Below are 20,496 nucleotides of genomic sequence, written 5' to 3' on the forward strand. Positions count from 1 at the left end.
CGACCCGCTACCTCAACATGGATCATCTGCGCGAGCACAAGAAGGAGAACCTGAGGGCACTGGCCGCCTGAGACGCGCCCGCCATGTCCGCCGGGGGCTGCGCGGCGGACACGCCAACGTCACCGCTGAATGCCACGCCATTTTTGCAGAACTTGACGCACACAACTGCCGGGATAATGGCCGATCTCCCCCCGTGTGGGGGAGATGTCCGGCAGGACAGAGGGGGGCGCTGTCCCTCCGGCTTCCACCGCTAGGTCACGGCACAACCGGCCCTTAAGCCGCCTCGGCCAGGCATTTGGCACACGTCCCGCGAAATTCGATCACCGCCTTCTTGGCGGCGAAGCCGGTCGAGCGCACCCATTCGTCGAGCCGGTGTCCGACATCATGGTCGGAAAATTCGGTCACCTGCCCGCATGTGTCGCAGATGGCAAAGGCGGTCATCGAATGGCTGTGGTCGTGCGGCTCGGCGCAGGCGACAAAGGAATTGAGGCTTTCGAGCCGGTGCACGAAGCCGGACTTCACCAGCGTGTCGAGCGCGCGATAGACCTGCAGCGGTGCGCGAAAACCCCGATCGCGAAGCTGGTCGAGCAATGTATAGGCGCTGAGCGGCCCGCTGGCGGCCTCGAGTTTCTCGAGCACGCACAACTGGTTTTTCGTCAGCACATCCCTTGCCGCCATGATCCTGTTTCCAACCCGTTTTGCGCCGCTCGCACGTCATTTCCGCATGCAAGCGGCTCCATTTCTCTCCAGATAGCGACGAACCGGCCTCTTTGCTACTGTTTCTGTGTCGGCATGGCCCAGAAGCCGGCCAACTCCGAGGCATTGTTTGGCTATGCCAATCGATGCAAACCTGAAGTGATTGTCACTTCCGAGACGGACCCTTGCGCTCGGCGGAGGCGGCCCACAGATTGATGTCGGCCTCGCGCGCGTAGGTGTCGATTTCGGCGAGCTCGGCATCGCTGAAGTCGAGCGCCTTCAGCGCGCCGACTCAATCCTCGACCTGTTCCGGCCGGCTGGCGCCGATCAGCGCCGAGGTCACCCGGCCCTTGCGCAGCACCCAGGCCAGCGCCATCTGCGCCAGCGTCTGGCCACGTCGGCCGGCAATCGCGTTCAGCGCCTTGATGTTGGCGATGGTCTTGTCGTTGATGAATGCCGGCCGCAGCGACTTGCCCTGGCTGGCGCGGCTGCCCTCAGGGATGCCGCCGAGATATTTGTCGGTCAGCATGCCTTGCGCCAGCGGCGTGAACACGATTGAGCCGACGCCGAGCCCCTCCAGCGTGTCAAGCAGACCATCGTCCTCGACCCAGCGGTTGAGCATCGAATAGCTCGGCTGATGGATGATGCAAGGCGTGCCGAGTTGCTTCAATATGTCGGCGGCCTCGCGTGTGCGCTGCGAATTGTAGGAGGAGATGCCGGCATAAAGCGCCTTGCCCGAGCGCACCGCGTGATCGAGCGCGCCCATCGTTTCTTCCAGCGGAGTATCAGGGTCGAAGCGGTGCGAATAAAAGATGTCGACATAGTCGAGCCCCATCCGCTTCAGGCTCTGATCGAGGCTGGCCAGCACATATTTGCGCCCGCCCCACTCGCCATAGGGTCCGGCCCACATCTCATACCCGGCCTTGGTCGAGATGATCAGCTCGTCACGAAAAGAGGAGAAATCCGTCCGCAGGATTTCGCCGAAAGCCGTCTCCGCCGAACCGGGCGGCGGGCCGTAATTGTTGGCGAGGTCGAAATGCGTGATGCCGAGATCGAAGGCCTTGCGCGCGATCGCCTGCTTGGTCCGGTGCGGCGTGTCGTCACCGAAATTGTGCCAGAGCCCGAGCGAGATCGCTGGCAATTTCAGGCCGGATCGCCCGCAGCGATTGTAGACCATGTTCTCGTAACGGTTTTCGGCGGGCACATAGGGCATGGAATATCCTCAAATCAAAAGCGAGCCCGGCATTTGCCACCGCGAAAAAAGGGTGAGTCGGCTCTGCCTCTCACCCTTAGCCTCTCGCCGTTCCTATGGGGAGAGGGATCGCTGAAGCGCTTGCGTTACTTCTTCTTCGCCAACAGCCCTTTCTTCTTCGCCAACAGCCCTTCCGCATCCTTGACGCCCAGTGCCGCAGGCCGTTCGCAGGTGGTCTGCATGGCAACGAACTTTCCGCTCGCGCCCGACCGCAACATGCCGGTCATCACATCGACGGCATGCAGCGCCAGTTCCATCGAACAGCGATGCGGCCGGCCCTCCGCGATCGCCAGCGCCATGTCGGCGAGACCGGCGGTGCGGTAATTCGCCATCATGCCGTGCGAATGCATCTGATTGGCCACGCCGAACGGATGCTGCCACTTTGGCAGCTTCTTGACCAGCTTGGCGCCATTTGTGAAGCGAACGTCGCCGCCGAAGAAATTCGGATCCGGCAAAAACACCGTGCCCAATTCGCCGTAGAGTTCCATCGGCGCATGGCCATGGCTCCACACGTCCCAGCTGGTATTGAGCGTCACCACGGCGCCATTTTCGAACTCCATCACCCCGTGGATCGTCGTCGGCGTCGCGACCAGGATTTTTTCACCCGCGCGCGGCTTGGACGAGATCGTCCGTTCCATCGACGGAATCGTCGCCAAGGCCGCCACCTGCTTCACCGGCCCGATCAGCTGGATCAGGTTGGTGATGTAATAGGGTCCGATATCGAGCACCGGACCAGCGCCAGGCTGGAAGAAAAAATCCGGATTGGGGTGCCAATGCTCCATCCCATGGCTCATCACGTGGCATGTGCCGCTGGTGATCTTGCCGAGCTTGCCACTGTCGATCAGGTTGCGGACAAGCTGGTGCGCGCCACCGAGGAAAGTGTCGGGCGCCGAGCCGATGCGCAGTCCGTCTCTCTCCGCCAGTTTCTTCAGGTCGAGCCCTTCCTTGACCGACAGCACGAACGGCTTTTCCGAATAGACGTGCTTGCCGGCATCGAGGATCTGTTTCGACACCTCATAGTGCACCGCCGGAACGGTGAGGTTGACGATGATGTCGATGTCGTCGGCCTTGAGCAGCCCTTCGACTGTCTCGGCGCGCAGCTTGAACTCCTTCGCCCGCGCCTTGGCTGCATCCATGTTGATATCCGCGCAGGCGCGCATCTCGATGCCGCGAAACAGCGGCGCCAGTGAAAAATACGCCTTCGAGATGTTGCCGCAGCCGATGACGCCGACCCCAAGTTTTCTTGCCATGCTGGTTTGCTCCTAATAGGTCTTGGCGGCTGCGATCGAGCGGCGGGCGAAGCGCTCGATGTCGTTGGGGTTGTCGTGTTCCATGACGTAGTATTTGGCGGCGCTTTTGGCGCGCAGCGCCTGGATCAGAGCGGCCCAGTCGATCGTGCCGTGGCCGACATCCGACCAGCCGTCCTCGTCGAGGCCCTCGCCGGGCTTGGCGATGTCCTTGACATGGACGGCGGCGATGCGTTTGCCATGCTTCTCGATCCAGGGCAGCGGATCGTCGCCGCCGCGCACCACCCAGGCGACGTCCATCTCCCAGCCGATGTCGGGCGCTGCCGCCAGGATATGGTCCTGCGGCACCGAACCGTCGGCAAGCTTCTTGAACTCGAAATCATGGTTGTGCCAGGCAAAGCCGTAGCCGGCCTTTTCAGCCGTCTCGCCGACCTTGGCCAGGCGTGCGCCGAAGCCGCGCCAGCCGGCGGCATCGGTCGGCCTGCTCTCGGCGACCAGATAGGGGCAGATGAGCAGCGTGATGCCGAGCGCGTCGGCGATTTTGCGCACGCCGTCAAAATCGTTCTCGAGCGCATCGATCGAGAAATGGCCGGTCGGCATGGCGAGGCCGTTCTTGTCGAGTTCGGCACGAAAAGCCTTGGGGTCGTCATAGACGCCGCCGAACCCTTCGACTTGCGCGTAGCCGAGCTCGCCCAGCATCTTGAGCACCCCTGCCCAAGGCTGGAAGTTGCGGGCGCTGTAAAGTTGGAATGACCAATTCATCGTCTCTGTCCGTTCTCTGGGGGATGGATGTGCTTGAGGGTGAAATTCCCGGGGTATTACAGGCGGGTGTTACAGGCGGGTGCCGGTGGCAGCGTCGAACAGTGAAGCGCGCATCGGGTCAAAACCGATGCTCACGGTGTCGGCGTTGTTTGGCGTGCGCTCAGATGTCACCCGCACGGTGAAATTCTGATTTGCGAGCTTCAGCCAGACCAGCGTGTCGGACCCCATGGGTTCGACGACGACGACATTTGCCGAGGCTGTGAACGGCCATCCGGAGCCGCTGTTGAAGGCGACATGCTCGGGCCGGATACCGAACACCGCCGATCCCGGCACGGGCTCCTTTTCGAAAGCGTAGGTGGCAAGCGGGATCCGCACATCGTTGGCGACGAAGTGCCAGTTGCCATCGTCCTTCTCCAGCCGGCCGTCGAGGAAATTCATCGCCGGCGAGCCGAGGAAGCCGGCGACGAAACGGTTGACCGGGCGGTTGTAGATGGTCTGCGGTGCGTCGAGCTGCTGGATGACGCCGCCCTTCATCACCGCGATACGGTCGGCCAGCGTCATCGCCTCGATCTGGTCGTGGGTGACATAGATCATCGTGTTCTGCAGCTTGCTGTGCAGCAGTTTGATTTCGACACGCAGCTCGGCGCGCAGCTTGGCGTCGAGATTGGAGAGCGGCTCATCGAACAGGAAGACGTCGACGTCGCGCACCAGCGCCCGCCCGATCGCCACACGCTGGCGCTGGCCGCCCGAAAGCGCCGACGGCTTGCGTTGCAGCAATGGCTCGATCTGCAGGATCTCGGCGGCCCGCGCGATGCGCTTGGCGATCTCGTCCCTGGGAATGCCGGCAACGCGCAGCCCGAACGACAGGTTCTTCTCCACCGTCATCTGCGGGTAGAGCGCATAGGACTGGAACACCATGCCGATGCCACGGTCCTTGGGCTCCTCCCAGGTGACGTTCTTGCCCTTGATGAAGATGCGGCCGTCCGAAACGTCGAGCAGACCGGCGATGCAGTTGAGCAGGGTCGACTTGCCGCAGCCGGACGGCCCGAGCAGCACGATGAACTCGCCCTCGGCGACGTCGATGTTGAGTGTTTCCAGCACCGAGATTGCGCCGAAATTCAGCGAAAGGTCCTGGATTGAGACGCTGGGATTTTCGAGTCTTGTCATCATCATCCTTTCACCGCGCCGGCGGCGATGCCACGCACGAAAAGCTTGCCGGAAACGAAGTAGACGACGAGCGGTACCAGGCCGGTCAGGATGGTGGCGGCCATGTTGACGTTGTATTCCTTCACGCCTTGCACCGAGTTGACGATGTTGTTGAGCTGCACCGTCATCGGATAGGTGTCGGGGCGGGTGTAGACGACGCCGAACAGGAAGTCGTTCCAGATGCCGGTCACCTGCAGGATGATGGCGACGACGAAGATCGGCAGCGACATCGGCAGCATGATCCGGAAATAGATGCCCCAGAAGCCGGCGCCGTCGACGCGCGCCGCGCGGAACAGTTCCTCCGGCATGGAAGTGAAATAGTTGCGGAACAACAGCGTCAGGATCGGCATGCCGAAGATGGAATGGACGATCACCAGGCCGCTCAGGCTGCCATAGAGGCCGATCTCGCGCAGGATGATGACGATCGGATAGATCATCACCTGATAGGGGATGAAGGCGCCGACGATCAGGATCACGAAAGAAAGTATCGGCGCCCTTGAAGCGCCAGTTGGCAAGCGCGTAGCCATTCACCGAAGCGATGGCGATCGACAGGACGACCGACGGGACGGTGATGCGCACCGAATTCCAGAAGCCGCGCGAGAGCCCGTCGCAGTTGAGACCGGTGCAGGCGCTGGACCAGGCCTTCACCCAAGGCTCGAAGGTGATCTCCAGCGGCGGCGAGAAGATGTTGCCGAGGCGTATCTCCGGCATGCCCTTGAGCGACGTCACCACCATCACATAGAGCGGCAGCAGATAATACAGCGCCACCACGATCAGCGTGCCATAGAGGAAGATGTTGCGGCGCGAGAACACATGCCGCGGCTTGGGCCCTCGCGGCCCGGATGCCTCAAGCCCGATAGAGCCCGTACCGGCAGGCAGGGGAGCGGCAAGATCAGCCACGCTTCTTGCCTCCGAATTCGAGATAGGCCCAGGGAACGATGACGACCACCACCGACAGCAGCATCATGGTCGAGGCAGCAAAACCCTGGCCGAGGTTCTGGGCGAAGAACATGTAGTCATAGACATATTTGGCCGGCACTTCGGAGGCGATGCCGGGACCGCCGCTGGTCTGGGCGACAACCAGGTCATAGACCTTGACGATGCCGGCGGCGATGATGACGAGCGCGGTGATGAAGACCGGTCGCATCATCGGGATGATGATGAACAGATAGGTTTTTAGGGTGGGTATCCCATCCACCCTCGCGGCCTTCCAGATATCCTCGTCGATGCCGCGCAGGCCCGCCAGCATCAGGCACATGATCAGCCCGGTGCCTTGCCAGAGCGCGGCGATCAGGATGCCGTAGATGACGATGTCGGAATTGTAGAGCGGATCGAAGCTGAAGCTTTCCCAGCCGAGGCCGCGCACCACCCCCTGGATTCCGAACTCCGGGTTGAGCAGCCACTGCCAGACCAGGCCGGTGACGATGAAGGAGAGCGCGAACGGGTAGAGGAAGATGGTGCGGAACGTGTCCTCGAAGCGGATCTTCTGGTCGAGCAGCGCCGCCAGCATGAAGCCGATGACCAGAGAGAACACCAGCGACAGCACGCCGTAGACCAAGAGGTTCTCGATCGAGACCAGCCAGCGCGGCGTCGACCACAGTCGATAATACTGGTCGAGCCCGACGAAGTTCAGCCGCGGCAGCAGTTTTGAATTGGTGAAGGAATAGAGCACCGTCCACGCGCTGCCGCCAACGAAGATCACCAGTGCGGTGAGGACCATCGGAATAGAGGCGACCTTGGCATTAAGGTTGCGGAAGAGTTGGTTGGGGCGTTCGCTCTTGCTCATCTGCACAGCCGGGCTGGATCGGGTAAGGGCGGGAGGGTCAAAGCCGAAGAGTCTCTTGACCCGGAGCTCCCGGCCCCGCGGTCGCGGGCCGGGAGCGAGCGGTTCGTCGGTCGTCAGTCCGCTGAGGCGACGATGTCGGCGAAGCGCTTTTGCGCCTCTTCCACGGTCATGTCCGGCTTGGCGAAGAACTCGGAGAAAAGGTCCTCTTTCTGCTTTTGGGTGTCTTGCGACAGCAGCTGGTCCGTCCACGGCATGACGCTACCCTTGGCCAGGATGTCGAGTCCTTTCTTCATGCAGTCGTTCGCCGCCTTGAGGTCGATATCGCCGCGCACCGGCAGCGAGCCCTTCTTGAGGTTGAAGGCGACCTGCGTCTTGGGATCGAGCAGCGTTTTAGCCAGCGCTTCCTGCGCCTTGGATTTTTCAGCGTCCTGCAGCAGCGGGAAGTAGAAGGCGTCGCCGCCGGTGGCGATGACCTCGTTCAGCCCAAGGCCGGGAAGGCACGTATAGTCCTTGCCGGCGGCCTGCCCGGCAACCTGGAATTCGCCCTGCGCCCAGTCGCCCATGATCTGGCCGCCGGCCTTGCCGGAGATGACCATATTGGTAGCCTGGTTCCAGTCCTGCACATTGGTGTTCTTCGCCATCTTGCGGGCATCATCCGCGGCCTTGAACACCTTGGCGACCTCGGGCCCGGCGGCGAATCCGGCATCCTTGTCGCGATAGACCTTCAAGAAAGCGTCCGTGCCGCCGACGGCCGTAAGCAGCACGTCGAAGGCGCCTGAGGATTGCCAGGGCTGCCCGCCGACCGCCAGCGGTATGATGCCTGCCTTCTCCAGCGCAGGGGCAGCCGCGACATATTCATTCCAATTCTTCGGCACCTGCACACCGGCCTTTTCGAAGGCCGCGTTCGACAGCCACAGCCACTGCCAGGAGTGAATGTTGACCGGCACGCAATAGATCTTGCCGTCGAGGGTGCAGCCGTCGAGCAGGCTCTTCGGCTGCACGATTTCCGCCCACTTGTCCCTGGTGGCGAGCTCGGTCAAATCGCGCATCAGACCGGCCTGCACCAATTCTTCCGCTTGCCTTCCGTGGTTGAACTGGGTGGCGCCCATAGGGTCGCCGCCAGTGATGCGGCTGATCATGATCGGCCGCGCCGTGCCGCCGGAGCCGGCGATGGCGCCGTCGACCCAATGATTGCCTGTCGCGTCGAACGCCTTGGCGAATTCGGCGACCGCCGCGGCCTCGCCGCCCGAAGTCCACCAATGGGTGACTTCCAGATCGGTCGCTGCCGCCGGGGCGGCGAGCGCGGTTGTCACTGCCAACGCAGCGGTCATGATTTGGTATCGCATTTCGGCTCCTCCCAGAATCTGAAACGTTACAGATTTTCGATACGGCAATTGTTGGAGGCGCGCAACCCCCGAACAGGAGCAGCTCGGCATTTTTTTCGAGCCGCGAACAAACCCGCCGCGCAATGTCCGCCTACTGCACCGCAGCAAGGCAGGTTGCCTTGCAAGAATGATGCTGCAATGCGTGAAATTCAGCAAAACCTTGCTCGGCGGGCAAGCCTTGCCGACGCACACCGACTTTGCGCCGAACGAAGCGCCGCTCATCCAGGCCAGCTTTTATTGGCCGCTGCGCGATGGCAAGTGACAATCTGTAACGTTTCAGTGTATAGGATGTTCATCGCCGATTGCCGACCTGCACGGCAACTGCTATGCGGCTGACGGGCGGGATGAATGGACAGAGATCAGACGGAAAAGGACGAGGCCTCGGCACTGGGCAGGCCGACATTGAAGACGCTTGCCTTCATGACCGGGCTGGGCGTCACCACCGTGTCGCGGGCGTTGAAGGACGCGCCCGAGATCGGCGCCGAGACCAGGCGACGCGTCCAGCTCGTCGCCAGGCAGATCGGTTACCGCCCCAACCGCGCCGGTGTGCGCCTGCGGACCGGCAAGACCAACGTCATCAGCCTCGTGCTCAATACCGAGCGCGAGATCATGAGCTTTGTCTCGGACATCATCTACGGCGTCTCGGAAGTCATCGCCGACACACCCTATCACCTGATCGTCACGCCCTATTCACGCTCTCAGGATCCCCTGGACCCGATACGTTATCTCGTGGAGACCGGCTCCGCCGACGGCGTCATCATTTCGCGCACCCAGCCGAACGACCCCAGGGCCCGTTACATGCTCGAGCGTGGCATCCCCTTTGCCACGCATGGCCGCACCGACATGGGGCTGATCCACCCCTATCATGACTTCGACAACTACGCGTTCGCGACCGAGGCTGTGCGCCACCTGGCCGGCATCGGCCGCCGCAGGCTGGCTCTGCTGGCACCTCCAGTCGAGCTGACCTACCACAGTCACACGCTGAACGGCTTCACCGATGCGCTGAGCGAGGTCGGCGCCAGCGAGATCCCGTTCAACACCGTTTCGGTCGACCATTCGATCGAGCAGATCAGGATGAGGACCGCGCAGCTGATGCGCCGTGATGTCAGGCCGGACGGTTTCGTCAGCAGTGCCGCTGCCGCGACACTCGCCATCGTCGCCGGCATCGAGGACGCCGGCCTCAAGCTCGGCCGGGACGTCGACGTGGTGTCCAAGCAGTCGTCCGACCTGCTGCACCTGTTCCGCAGGGAATTGCTGGTGGTCAACGAGAACTTCCGGCTGGCCGGCGCCGAGCTCGCCCGCTCGGTCCTGGGCTGGATCGGCGGCGCAACACCTGGCTCCTTGCAGAGCCTGAGCAAGCCGACCGAGGTTCTGGCCTATCGCCGTCCCGACTAGAGCGGATACGTTCAAATTGAACTGGCATCCCGCTCCATCTATTTGTCTTAGCCGCATTTCTGCGGCGCCAAGTGATTCCACTTGGCTGCAAAGTGCGCGCTGCTGACTGGCAGGTTTGGGGCAGAAAACGGACCGGCAGCTGCGGAACCTGGACCTTCAGAATCGGACAGGGGTGACGGCGACGGCCGTAAAAGGAGCATCGAAGACAGGTGGATGCTCGGAGATGATGGCGCCACTCCAATCAGCTTCCCAATGCTAGCCTTACGGCTGAGATCTGAAGCGGTTCATCTCGGCCTCTAATCGCATGAAATCCGAGGTTCTCCGCGACGAGATGTGGAGGTAGAACACGGATACCGGCGAGAATATCTGCGGAGACCAGAATAGGTTGACCGAGAACCTTGGATAGCGACTCCAGACGTCCAGTGGTATTCACGACATCGCCGAAATACGCAATCTTGTGTCGCTCAAGGCCAATCTCAGCCGTAACCACCGACCCGCAATGCAGGACGGCGCGAAACTCCGGCACTTGCCCGAAACGCGCTTGCCACGCCGCCGCCTGATCCCTTATGGCCGCCGCGAAGTCGAAGACGCAACGAAGACACGCGGCGTCCCGCATGCCGCGATCCATGGGCCAGGTGACCAGCGCCATATCGCCGATATAGTCGTCAATAGAGCCCTGGGAGCGACGAACAGGCGACGCAAGTGCGTTGAATATCTGTCCGAGATAGGCCTGGGTTTCCAGATCGCCGTATCGCTCCGCGAAGTGCGTGGATCCGCTGACATCGAGAAACAGAAAGATGCGCTCCTCCTCGATGGGCCGGTGATAGCGCCCAAGAAGCAGGCTGGTGAACAGGCTCGGCCCGATAAGGTCACGCAGTCGGAACACGAATGCGACGAGCGTGGAGACACCGAGTGAATACAGAAGACCGGACTCCGACATCACCATGGCTTCCCGCGCGGTGCTCATATAGCCGATGAGATGGTGAAGCGCTGTGCCGGCGGCGGCGTTGCCGATCAAGATCATCAAAACGTAGGTCGCGATCGTAGTCACGACGAAGACTGGCGTTGCCGCTTGCCGGATGATATCGCGCCATCGGCGCAAGATAACGCCGCGCTCATACAACAGAATAGGAGTTCCGATGAACACGCCCCTGACTGCGGAGTGCAGGGCCTCGACGTCGAACATCAGTGCGTAGGCCAAGCCGGCCACTGCCCCCACAATGGGTGCGAGGAGCCACTGCAAAGGGCGACGAAAGCGGTCCCGGCCGCGCCAAATGTTCATTTCGTATCGGAGGGGTTGCCCCGGGTGTGATTTCATCAGTTTCGCCCTGGGCACCCTCGATCATGTATCGTGGCATGCCGTTTGCTCAGGCTAGACTCGCCACCTGAATTATGGCGTCTGCAAATGCCTTCGGTGCTTCCTGAGGAAGATTATGCCCTATGCCGCCGGATATGAGCCGGTGCTCGTATTTGCCGGAGAACATCTTGGCGTAGGCGCTGGGGTCGGGATGCGGCGCGCCGTTGGCGTCGCCCTCCAGTGTGATCGTCGGCACGGCGATGACCGGAGCTTTCGCAAGTCGCTGCTCCAACTCGTCATATTGTGGCTCGCCTTCCGCCAACCCGAGCCGCCAGCGGTAGTTGTGTACTACGATGTCGACATGATCCGGATTGTCGAAGGCGGTAGCGCTGCGCTCGAAGGTTGCGTTGTCGAAATTCCACTGCGGAGAAGCGAGCTGCCAGATCAGCTTGGCAAAATCCCGCGTGTATTTTCCGTAGCCAACGCGGCCCCGCTCAGTGGCGAAGTAATATTGGTACCACCATTGCAGCTCGGCTTTCGGCGGCAGCGCCATCTTGTTGGCCTCCTGGCTGCCGATCAGATAACCGCTGACCGAAACCAAGGCCTTGCAGCGTTCCGGCCACAATGCCGCGACGATGTTGGCCGTGCGTGCGCCCCAGTCGCAACCGCCGACGATCGCCTTATCGATCTGCAGTGCATCCATCAGCGCAATGACATCAACCGCGACCACCGCCTGCTGGCCATTGCGTGGCGTTTTGTCGGAGAGGAACCGCGTGGTGCCATAGCCGCGCAGATAGGGGACGATGACCCGAAAGCCCCTCGACGCCAAGATCGCCGCAACGTCGACATAGGTGTGGATGTCGTACGGCCATCCATGCAGGAGGATGACGACCGACCCTTTGCCAGGACCGACCTCGGCATATCCAATGTCGAGTACGCCAGCTTGAACCTGCTTCAACGGACCGAACGACGTGTTTGCTTGTGGTTCGATTGTGCTGGCGTCCGGTTTCGTAATGCTGGACTGCGCATTTGCCGAGCCCGTCATGGCAAACTGAGCGGCCGCGACGGTGGTGACGGCCACGCCCAAAAAGTGACGTCGATGGAGGTCGATCTGTTCGGTCATAGTGGTTTGTACCCGTTGATAAGGCATGGTGCCTGGTGGAGGATTATCTTCGGTCGACTGTCACATCGGACACGTCGACCGTGATCGGTGCGAATGCTTGGTTTGCGACCCCTCGGCGTCATGTAGGAGCACACGCCGCCGTGTCGGGAATACGAACCCGTCTTTACTCAGGCTGACTCATTGAGTTTGGCTACGCAGCCACGGCGATGCCGTACCGCGCCGGCGAGGTGTTGAGCGAAAGGTTCGGGATGAGTTTCTGCCGGGCCGCTTCATAGGCGTGCCAGTCGGCTACGTCGGGAAGCGAGGGAATAGTCACCAACTCGCCCCGGTCGAGGCCGGCAAGGGCCGCGTCGACGAGGTCATCGGACTGCATGATCGCCTTGCTCGGCAGATCGTCGAGTGAACCTCCTGACACGTCCCAGAAATTGGTGGCGATGGCGCCGGGCAGAACCGCCTGGATGCGCAGCCTCTTGTCCGCAAGCTCCTTGTGGAGCGACAGGCTGAAAGCGAGCACAAAGGCTTTCGTCGCGCCATAGACACCGTTGAGGATTTCCGGCGCGATGGCGACCGCTGACGAGATGTTGATGATTGTGCCGCCGCCGCGCGCCACAAAGGCGGGAGCCGCGGCATAAGTCAGGCGGGTCAGCGCCGTGATGTTGAGCCCGATCATCGCTTGCATCTTGTCGATGTCGGATTCCAGGAGCGGCGCGACGGCGCCGATGCCAGCGTTGTTGACCAACATCGTGATGGCGGGATCGGCGCCGAGCAAGGTCGCGATCCGGCCCAGATCCGCCTTGTCGTTGAGGTCAGCGGCAACGGCGCTGACGTTGCAATTCGTTGAGCCGGCGATGCGCTTGGCCACTTCGTCCAGCCTCTCCTGGCTGCGCGCCACGAGAATGAGGTCATAGCCGCGGCGCGCCAGCCGGTCGGCGTAGATCGCTCCGATCCCGGCCGAGGCGCCGGTCACCATCGCGATGCCCATTTTGGAGTGCGTCATGATCGTTCTCCCATTCGATTGCGCCGGCAACAGCGCGTGAAACATCAGCGGCAAACCAGGCTTGGATCGCCGGTTGAGCTGGGCGGCGGGACGGCGACCCGTCCCGCTCACCCGATTTGGGTTGCTGCTTAGAGCGGCAGCGGCTTGCCCGCCTGCTCCGCCACCATGTACTTGGCGTACCAGTCCGGCCAATTCTCATCGCGTTGGCCGCCATTGCGCTTCTCGTGCTCGCCATGAGCCTCAGATGCCCGCCGCATCGCAGAGGCCAGATCGGCCTCAGAAGCGTAACTCGTCATGTTGGTGTCGATCCGGCCGGGAAACCGGGTGGTGACTTCCTGCAGCAGCCATTCATTGCCGTCGGGATCGCTGAATGTCGCGTATGTGAAATAGCTGCGGCGCTCGGGATCCGGACCGCTGATCACAGGCTTTCCAGGCCCGGCGCGGTGGAAGATCTCGCCCACCTCGACACCGTGAGCGATGAGCTCGGCACGCGCTGCGACGATGTCCGAGACGACCAGATACAGTCCTCGAGCCGATCCCGGGGTGGCCGACGTGATCCCCTTTCCGAAGTGAATCGAGCTCGGCGAACCTGGGGGCGTGAACTGAACGGCGTGAAAGTCGTCCCCGACGGCAAAGTCGGCGTCAAGCCGCCAGCCCAGCTCGCCGTAGAAGCGCTTGGAACGCTCGACATCCGAGATTGGGATAACGACGACCTCGAGCTTCATGTCTGTCGCCTGCGTGGAGGACGCGACATCTCTTGCAATAACAGCCTGGTTCATGATGGTCTCCTATTTCCCGTTGGTTGTGTTGACGTGCGCATGCTTCGCTGGGGGTCACTTGCTAGGCGCTATTCATCCAGCGCGACGAGCGGCTTTCCTTTTTCGACGATGTAGGTAGCGAGCTCGAGCGCTTTGCCGCTGCCCACGTTCTTGGCCGTGTGGCTTGTTCCCTGGGGGATAAAGAGCGTATCGCCGGCGTTGAGTGTCAGCGGCGGCTTACCCTGGAGCGTGTACTCCAGCTGGCCCTCGACGACATAGGCGATCTCTTCGCCAGGATGCGCGTGCCAAGGCGCCGTCACGCCCGGTGCGAATTCGACAAGCACCTGAATGACTTCACGTCCGGGGGTGCCGAGGTCCGCCCGCAGCAAGTCGGTGCGCCCAACACCGGGCAATTGTGCCTCTTCGGTTTGCGCTAGCAACGGCGTGAGAACAGCGCCGGCGAAAAGCGTCGCCGCCGCGATCATTCGAAACGTTTTCATGGCTATTTTCCTTTGGCGTTCGCGGTTTGAGTATTAGTGTGCCGGCCGCAGAGACCTGAACGCGGCGCGCAGTTCGGCCGAGAAGAGTTCCGGCTCCTCCCAGGCGGCGAAGTGGCCGCCCTTGTTCACTTCCTTGAAGTAGATCAGGTTGGGATAGGCGCGGCGGGCCCAGGTCTCGGGCGCTCGATAGACCTCTTCGGGGAATACCGAGATGGCGACCGGGAGCCCGATATCGGAGGTTTTCTGCGCCGCTGCGAGAAGGACACTCTGGCCCATCGTCTCCCAGTAGAGCCGGGCCGCCGAAGTCGCGCTGTTCGTCAGCCAGTACAGGGTGACGTCGTCCAGCATCTCGTCCTTGCTGAGCAGGCGCTCGGGTTCGCCGTTGTTGTAATCGTACATCCAGCCGGCGAGCCCGGCCGGCGAATCCGTCAATGCGTAGCCGATCGCCTGAGGCCGCGTGCCCATCATTGCCGCGTAGGCCCGATATTTCTTGTAAAAGGTTTCGAGCGAACCAAACGCCACACCTTCCTTCTCGGTGAGGCTGGCTGGCGCCGGCCCGCCGGCGGCAAGGACTGCGGCCACGTCCGCCGGTATCGTTGCCGGCAAATTGATGTGGATGCCAAGCAATCCCTTTGGCGCCTGGCGTGCCATCGCGCTGGAAACGGGCGCGCCCCAGTCGCCGCCCTGGGCAACAAAGTGGTCGTAGCCCAGGCGCTGCATCAGTTCGGTCCAGGCACTTGCGATGCGGTCTGGATTCCAGCCCACGCCGCGCGGCTTGCCGGAGAATCCGTAGCCGGGCATCGAGGGCAGCACCAGGTCGAAGGCATCCTCAGGCTTGCCGCCATGCTGCGCGGGGTCCGTGAGCGGGCCGACCGTCTGGAGCAGTTCGAAGACGGAGCCGGGCCAACCATGCGTCATGATCAGCGGCAGGGCGTTGGGTTGCTTCGACCGAATGTGCAGGAAGTGGATATCGAGCCCGTCGATCTCGGTCATGAACTGCGGCAGGGCATTCAGCTTTGCCTCAGCCTTGCGCCAGTCGTACTCGGTTCCCCAGTAGCGGACGATCTCCTGCAATCGTGCGAGCTGAATGCCCTGCGACCGATCGGCGACTGTCTCCTGGTCAGGCCACCGTGTCGCCATGATGCGCCGGCGAAGCTCGTCAATCTCTTCCTGCGGGATGTTGACCGTGAACGGACGGATCGAACTGCTGGTGGCTGCAGCGTTAAGCGTTCCCGGAAGCAAGCCCACGGCCCCGGCGGCGGCGGTCGCAACAAGAATTTCGCGCCGAGTAAGTGACCGTGCCGACATGACACCCTCCCTGTTTGCTGATGCTTTTGGACGGCACACAGATCGACTGTCAGGCGAGGCAAATCTATTGCACGATGGTATCGGCGATACCTTTGTATTGGCCCGGCGATGCCTCATCGTCCCGTCGGACCGACACCAAGGCACAATGGACGCCGCTATCACGCCGGCGCATTGTCACGGCACGCGATAATCGCGAAAGGACCGCAATGGAGATCGAGCAGAGCCGCGTTTTGGATGCACTTCCGGCTATGGTGTGGACCGCGAAACCGGACGGGCATGCCGACTTCGTCAATCGATGCTGGTCAGACTATACGGGGCTCGATCTTGATCAAGTCCGCTTCTCCGGGTGGCAGGCTGCGATCGACCCGCAAGACTTGCCGAACCTGACCGAGAGTTGGCGATCGATACTGGCTTCCGGGGAACCCGGCGAAATGGAAGCGCGCATGCGGCGCGCCGACGGACAATACCGATGGTTCGTGATCCATTGCAGTCCGCTGCGTGACGATGTTGGTCGTATCGTCGAGTGGTATGCGATCAACACCGACATCGATCAAAGGAAACGCGCCGAAGAAACGCTTCGGCAGGACGAGGCGAGGCTGACCGCCGCAGAGCGAGATATTCGGCAGACGATCGATACGATCCCCGTATTCGTTGCAACATACAGTCCGGACGGAACGCGCACTTTCGTGAACCAGACGTGGCAAGACTACATGGGCCTGACGCTTGAGGACGCCACAGGTCCATCTGGGAAGACATTTCCGCATTTCTATCAAGATGATGTAGAGCGCAACGATGCGGCGTGGAGAGTTGCACTGGAAAGCGGCGAGCCGCTTACCATTGACGTGCGGGTTAGGCGCGCCGATGGACAATATCGCTGGCACACATCTCGCCGCGTGCCCCATCGCGACGAAAACGGACGCGTCATCCGTTGGTATTCGGTCGGCATAGACATTGACGACCAGAGGCGCGCCGAAGAGGCGCTGCTTGCGAGCAGGCACGATCTTGGCCTCATCATCAACACCATACCTGTGATGGCATGGTCGGCTCGTCCTGACGGGTCACCTGAATTCTTCAACCAGCATTATCTCCACTATGTCGGCCTCTCCATTGGCCAGTCGAAGGATTGGGAGCCGGCCGGTCCATTGTCCGAGTATTGGGACTTGACTGCGGCTGTCCATCCCGACGACGTGGACCGGCTTGCCGCCACATGGGAGGCCATATTGGCGTCAGGCAAGTCGGGGGAAGCGGAGGCGCGCCTCCGCCGCTTCGACGGCAAGTATCGGTGGTTCCTGTTTCGGGCCAATCCCCTGCGCGACGAAGCCGGAAACATCGTCAAATGGTACGGCACGCATACCGACATCCACGGGCGAAAGCGTGCGGAAGACGCGCTCAAGCGCAGCGAAGCGTTCCTGTCGGAGGGTCAGTACCTTGCCCGCATGGGGAATTTGTCCTGGCAAGTCGCAACGGGCAAGATCACCTGGTCCGAGCCTCTTTACCGCATCTTCGAGTTCGAGCCGGGTACGCTCGTAACGCTCGAAAGAATAGCCAGCCGAGTTCATCCCGAAGACCTGCCTCTGATGGGGGACATGGTTGAACGGGCGCTGCGCGGTGATAGCGACTTTGAATACCAGCACCGGATTCTCTTGCCCGACCTGTCGGTCAAGCACCTGCACTTGATCGCCCACCGCGCACACAACGATTCCGGCCCCATCGAGTATGTCGGCGCGGTTCTTGACATCACACAACGGCGGCGCTCCGAAGAGGCGCTGGAGAAAGTCCGATCCGAACTTGCACAAGCTACGCGGACTATGAGCTTGGGTGTGTTGACCGCGTCGATTGCACACGAAGTGAACCAACCGCTCTCGGGCATCGTCACCAACGCCGGCACCTGCCTTCGCATGCTGGCGGCCGACCCGCCTAACGTTGACGGCGCGCGGGAAACTGCGCGGCGCACAATCAGGGATGGCAACCGCGCGGCTGATGTGATCGCCCGGCTTCGCGCGCTGTTCGCCAAAAGGGCCACGTTAGTTGAACCGATCGATCTCAACAACGCTGCGGCAGAGGTGGTCGCATTGTTTTCCGGAGACCTTCAGCGCAACAAGGTGCTCCTTCAGACCCAGCTTGCAGACGGACTCCCGCTCGTCGGCGGCGATCGGGTCCAACTGCAACAGGTCATCATGAACCTGTTGCGCAACGCATCCGACGCGATGGTCGCCGTCGACGATCGACCAAGACTTGTCGTGCTTGGCACTCGGCTCGGGGAGGACGGTAAGGTGCACCTTTTCGTGCGGGATAGCGGAATCGGGTTCGATGCTCAGGGTGCGGAGCGGCTTTTCGAAGCCTTCTACACGACCAAAGCCGAGGGCATGGGAATAGGCCTGTCCGTCAGTCGTTCCATCGTCGAAAGCCATGGCGGGCGGCTTTGGGCGGAGGCGAATGTCGGTCCTGGATCGACCTTCTCGTTTTCGATCCACGAATATCTACGCGCAGAACCACCACCTGCCCATCCGTCTGGCGCCATATCGGCGCCGACCAGCAGCAGCGCCTCAATCCAACGAGGTTTTTCATGAACGCTCGCCGCCCACTCGTGTCGATCGTCGATGACGATGAATCCGTGCGCGAGTCCCTGCCCGACCTGTTGAGCGAGTTCGGCTTCCGTGCCGAAGCGTTCTCTTCGGCGGAGCAGTTTCTGCGGTCAGGCATCATCAACGAGACCGAGTGCCTGGTGCTTGACATCAGCATGCCCGGCATGACGGGGCCTGATCTCGAACGAGAGTTGGCGCGCCGGGGCCAGGCTATCCCAATCATCTACATTACGGCGCAGAGTTGTGAGACCGCGCGGCCGGACCTTTTAAAAAAGGGTGCGGTAGAATGCCTATCCAAGCCGTTTAGCGACACAGCCCTGCAGAAAGCGCTCAACCTGGCCTTCGCTAATGATTGAACGCGACTTGCTATGCCGATCCGCAACGGATACTTCCGCACACACGGATTTGGCAACTGCACCGAGCAAGGGCAAGGCCGGCATCATGTCACACGAAACGCCTGTCGTATTCGTCGTTGACGACGACATTTCTGTGCGTGAATCGCTCGAATTGCTCATCCGTTCAGCGGGCTTCCATCCGGAGCCCTGCTCATCGGCGCAGGAATTTCTCTCTCGGCCCCGAGCCCTGGTTCCGAATTGTCTGATTCTTGACGTCAACCTTCCCGATCTCAGCGGGCTCGACTTGCAACAACTTGTTTCCGTCGAGCGAACCGACATGCCGATTATCTTCGTCACCGGCTACGGCGACGTGCCGATGACAGTCAAAGCGATGAAGGCTGGAGCCGTAGAATTCCTGACCAAGCCGTTTGGGGACGACGTGCTCATGACGGCCGTCGAGTACGCACTTGAACGTAGCCGGGCTGCACGTGCGAACGAGTTGGACAAGCAAGTGCTCCGTGAGCGCTATTCATCACTCAGTCACCGCGAAGCGGAGGTGATGGCGCTGGTCGTAACGGGACTGTTGAACAAGCAGGTTGGCTTCGAGCTCGGCATCAGCGAGATCACAGTAAAAGCCCATCGCGGCCAGGTTATGCGAAAGATGAAGGCCGGTTCCCTTCCCGAACTGGTCAACATGGCTGCACGGCTGAATCTCGGGCAGTCACCGCATCTCAGCTAGTGCGTCCTGGCGCGACGGCTAAATAGCCAAATCAAAAATTCGGTGCACACTGTTGGCGCGCAATTCACCACCATGACCGCTATCCAGCAAATAGCAACGCGGGTTCCGATTTCGCGGCGCAAAGCGGAACGGCGCTTATACAGCCGTGTTTCGGCCTTTTGATCCGAGTTCCCGTGCCAGCTCAACGAATGCTCTGTGCGCCGCGGATGGATTCCGTCGTCCCGGGTAATAGATGCAGAGTTCGTCGGAAGGCGGCAGCCACTCCTTCAGAACACTGATCAGCCGCCCTGCCTCAATATCCTCGCGCACGTCACGTTCCATTACGTAGCCCAGCGCCACACCTTCTAGCACGGTGCCGCGGGACAGGCTTGCCTCATCCAAAGTCATCGGTCCGTTCACATCGATCAATAGCGGTTCCCCATGCTTCTCGAAGCGCCAGCGAAAGAGCGCGCCATTCGGCAGCCGGATACGGATACACCGATGTTGAAGCAGGTCAGTCGGCGTGGAAGGCGTACCATAGCTTTTCAAATAGTCGGGCGAGCCTATGACCACATTTCTCTGCGGCCGACCCAGCGAGATCGCAATCATGTCACTCGGCACGAGGGTGGCGCGACGCACGCCCAGGTCGAAGCCTTCCGCGACGATGTCCAAGAGCCGTCCCTCGGTGACCAGATCGATATGGACCTGCGGGTAACGCCTGATGAACTCCAGAAGCAGGGGTGAAAGGATTTCTCGCGCGGCAGTGGCATAGGAATTGATGCGGAGCGTTCCCGTGGGGTTTGCCTGCTTTGAGCGCGCTGCATCCATGGCACCGTGGATGTCCTGCAACGCAGGACCGACGTTCTCGACGAACAGGCGACCGGCATCCGACAGGGATACGCTGCGTGTGGTTCGGTTGAACAAGCGAACGCCAAGGTGGGCCTCCAACTTGCCGACGGCATTGCTAAGGGCAGTCGTCGACATTCCCAGTTCAAGCGCCGCGCCGCGGAAAGAGGATCTGCGAGCAACGGCTACGACAGCTTCCAGATCGTGAAGGCCAGGCCTCGCCAATATCCCACTTTCCGCAATTCGACATCCATGTTTATCCCAATTATCCGAACACCGGAATACGCCTACTTGTGGAGC

The 20,496-nt window shown here is 61.4% G+C and carries 17 protein-coding genes and 2 pseudogenes; 4 read left to right on the plus strand and 15 right to left on the minus strand.

Annotated elements, in window-relative coordinates:
* Positions 1-273: 273 nt before the first annotated feature.
* The 8 genes and pseudogenes from AC0L3H_RS19830 to AC0L3H_RS19865 form a co-directional block, all read right to left on the minus strand.
* Positions 274-678, minus strand: coding sequence for a Fur family transcriptional regulator (locus tag AC0L3H_RS19830; protein WP_023797411.1), 405 nt, complete (start codon positions 676-678; stop codon positions 274-276).
* A gap of 184 nt (positions 679-862) precedes the next feature.
* Positions 863-1,909, minus strand: a pseudogene (gene mgrA / locus AC0L3H_RS19835) (L-glyceraldehyde 3-phosphate reductase).
* 125 nt (positions 1,910-2,034) lie between these two features.
* Positions 2,035-3,198 carry a Gfo/Idh/MocA family protein gene (locus AC0L3H_RS19840; RefSeq protein ID WP_473586609.1) on the minus strand — a complete coding sequence of 388 codons (1,164 nt, stop codon included), beginning with the start codon at positions 3,196-3,198 and terminating at the stop codon, positions 2,035-2,037.
* Between the two features lie 12 nt (positions 3,199-3,210).
* Entirely contained in the window at positions 3,211-3,957 is a 747-nt protein-coding gene (locus AC0L3H_RS19845; RefSeq protein WP_473586610.1) for a sugar phosphate isomerase/epimerase family protein, read from the minus strand.
* A gap of 69 nt (positions 3,958-4,026) precedes the next feature.
* A complete protein-coding gene (locus AC0L3H_RS19850; protein WP_473586611.1) occupies positions 4,027-5,124 on the minus strand; it encodes an ABC transporter ATP-binding protein in 1,098 nt (365 codons plus the stop codon).
* A gap of 2 nt (positions 5,125-5,126) precedes the next feature.
* Positions 5,127-5,898, minus strand: a pseudogene (locus AC0L3H_RS19855) (carbohydrate ABC transporter permease).
* Between the two features lie 157 nt (positions 5,899-6,055).
* Positions 6,056-6,949: a carbohydrate ABC transporter permease gene (locus AC0L3H_RS19860; RefSeq protein WP_027153094.1), complete on the minus strand. Its 894-nt coding sequence runs from the start codon at positions 6,947-6,949 to the stop codon at positions 6,056-6,058.
* Positions 6,950-7,062: 113 nt separating this feature from the next.
* Complete coding sequence (locus AC0L3H_RS19865; protein WP_473586612.1) at positions 7,063-8,295, minus strand: ABC transporter substrate-binding protein; 1,233 nt, start codon at positions 8,293-8,295, stop codon at positions 7,063-7,065.
* A gap of 387 nt (positions 8,296-8,682) precedes the next feature.
* On the opposite strand from AC0L3H_RS19865, the gene AC0L3H_RS19870 reads away from it, so the two are divergent.
* Positions 8,683-9,729, plus strand: a complete 1,047-nt coding sequence (locus AC0L3H_RS19870; RefSeq protein ID WP_473586613.1) for a LacI family transcriptional regulator — start codon at positions 8,683-8,685, stop codon at positions 9,727-9,729.
* A gap of 241 nt (positions 9,730-9,970) precedes the next feature.
* On the opposite strand, the gene AC0L3H_RS19875 is transcribed toward AC0L3H_RS19870, so the two are convergent.
* The 6 genes from AC0L3H_RS19875 to AC0L3H_RS19900 form a co-directional block, all read right to left on the minus strand.
* Positions 9,971-11,011 carry an adenylate/guanylate cyclase domain-containing protein gene (locus tag AC0L3H_RS19875; protein WP_473586614.1) on the minus strand — a complete coding sequence of 347 codons (1,041 nt, stop codon included), beginning with the start codon at positions 11,009-11,011 and terminating at the stop codon, positions 9,971-9,973.
* An 85-nt stretch (positions 11,012-11,096) separates the two neighbouring features.
* A complete protein-coding gene (locus AC0L3H_RS19880; protein WP_473586615.1) occupies positions 11,097-12,149 on the minus strand; it encodes an alpha/beta fold hydrolase in 1,053 nt (350 codons plus the stop codon).
* Between the two features lie 190 nt (positions 12,150-12,339).
* Complete coding sequence (locus AC0L3H_RS19885; RefSeq protein WP_473586616.1) at positions 12,340-13,146, minus strand: SDR family NAD(P)-dependent oxidoreductase; 807 nt, start codon at positions 13,144-13,146, stop codon at positions 12,340-12,342.
* Positions 13,147-13,274: 128 nt separating this feature from the next.
* The gene (locus AC0L3H_RS19890; RefSeq protein ID WP_473586617.1) at positions 13,275-13,871 is read right to left on the minus strand and encodes a VOC family protein; all 597 of its coding nucleotides are present in this window, start codon (positions 13,869-13,871) and stop codon (positions 13,275-13,277) included.
* Positions 13,872-13,993: 122 nt separating this feature from the next.
* Positions 13,994-14,404, minus strand: coding sequence for a cupin domain-containing protein (locus AC0L3H_RS19895; protein ID WP_287223215.1), 411 nt, complete (start codon positions 14,402-14,404; stop codon positions 13,994-13,996).
* Between the two features lie 33 nt (positions 14,405-14,437).
* Complete coding sequence (locus AC0L3H_RS19900) at positions 14,438-15,712, minus strand: epoxide hydrolase family protein (RefSeq protein WP_473586618.1); 1,275 nt, start codon at positions 15,710-15,712, stop codon at positions 14,438-14,440.
* A 206-nt stretch (positions 15,713-15,918) separates the two neighbouring features.
* Here AC0L3H_RS19900 and AC0L3H_RS19905 point away from each other — a divergent pair, with 206 nt between their 5' ends.
* The 3 genes from AC0L3H_RS19905 (at position 15,919) to AC0L3H_RS19915 (ending at position 19,371) form a co-directional block, all read left to right on the plus strand.
* The gene (locus tag AC0L3H_RS19905) at positions 15,919-18,282 is read left to right on the plus strand and encodes a PAS domain-containing sensor histidine kinase (protein WP_473586619.1); all 2,364 of its coding nucleotides are present in this window, start codon (positions 15,919-15,921) and stop codon (positions 18,280-18,282) included.
* The gene (locus AC0L3H_RS19910; RefSeq protein WP_473493303.1) at positions 18,279-18,653 is read left to right on the plus strand and encodes a response regulator transcription factor; all 375 of its coding nucleotides are present in this window, start codon (positions 18,279-18,281) and stop codon (positions 18,651-18,653) included. Before AC0L3H_RS19905 ends, AC0L3H_RS19910 begins: the two co-directional genes overlap by 4 nt.
* A gap of 85 nt (positions 18,654-18,738) precedes the next feature.
* Positions 18,739-19,371, plus strand: coding sequence for a response regulator transcription factor (locus tag AC0L3H_RS19915; protein WP_473493382.1), 633 nt, complete (start codon positions 18,739-18,741; stop codon positions 19,369-19,371).
* Between the two features lie 135 nt (positions 19,372-19,506).
* Here AC0L3H_RS19915 and AC0L3H_RS19920 read toward each other — a convergent pair whose 3' ends face one another.
* A complete protein-coding gene (locus AC0L3H_RS19920; protein ID WP_473493304.1) occupies positions 19,507-20,421 on the minus strand; it encodes a LysR family transcriptional regulator in 915 nt (304 codons plus the stop codon).
* Positions 20,422-20,496 lie beyond the last annotated feature (75 nt).

Source organism: Mesorhizobium sp. WSM4816, from assembly GCF_055811535.1.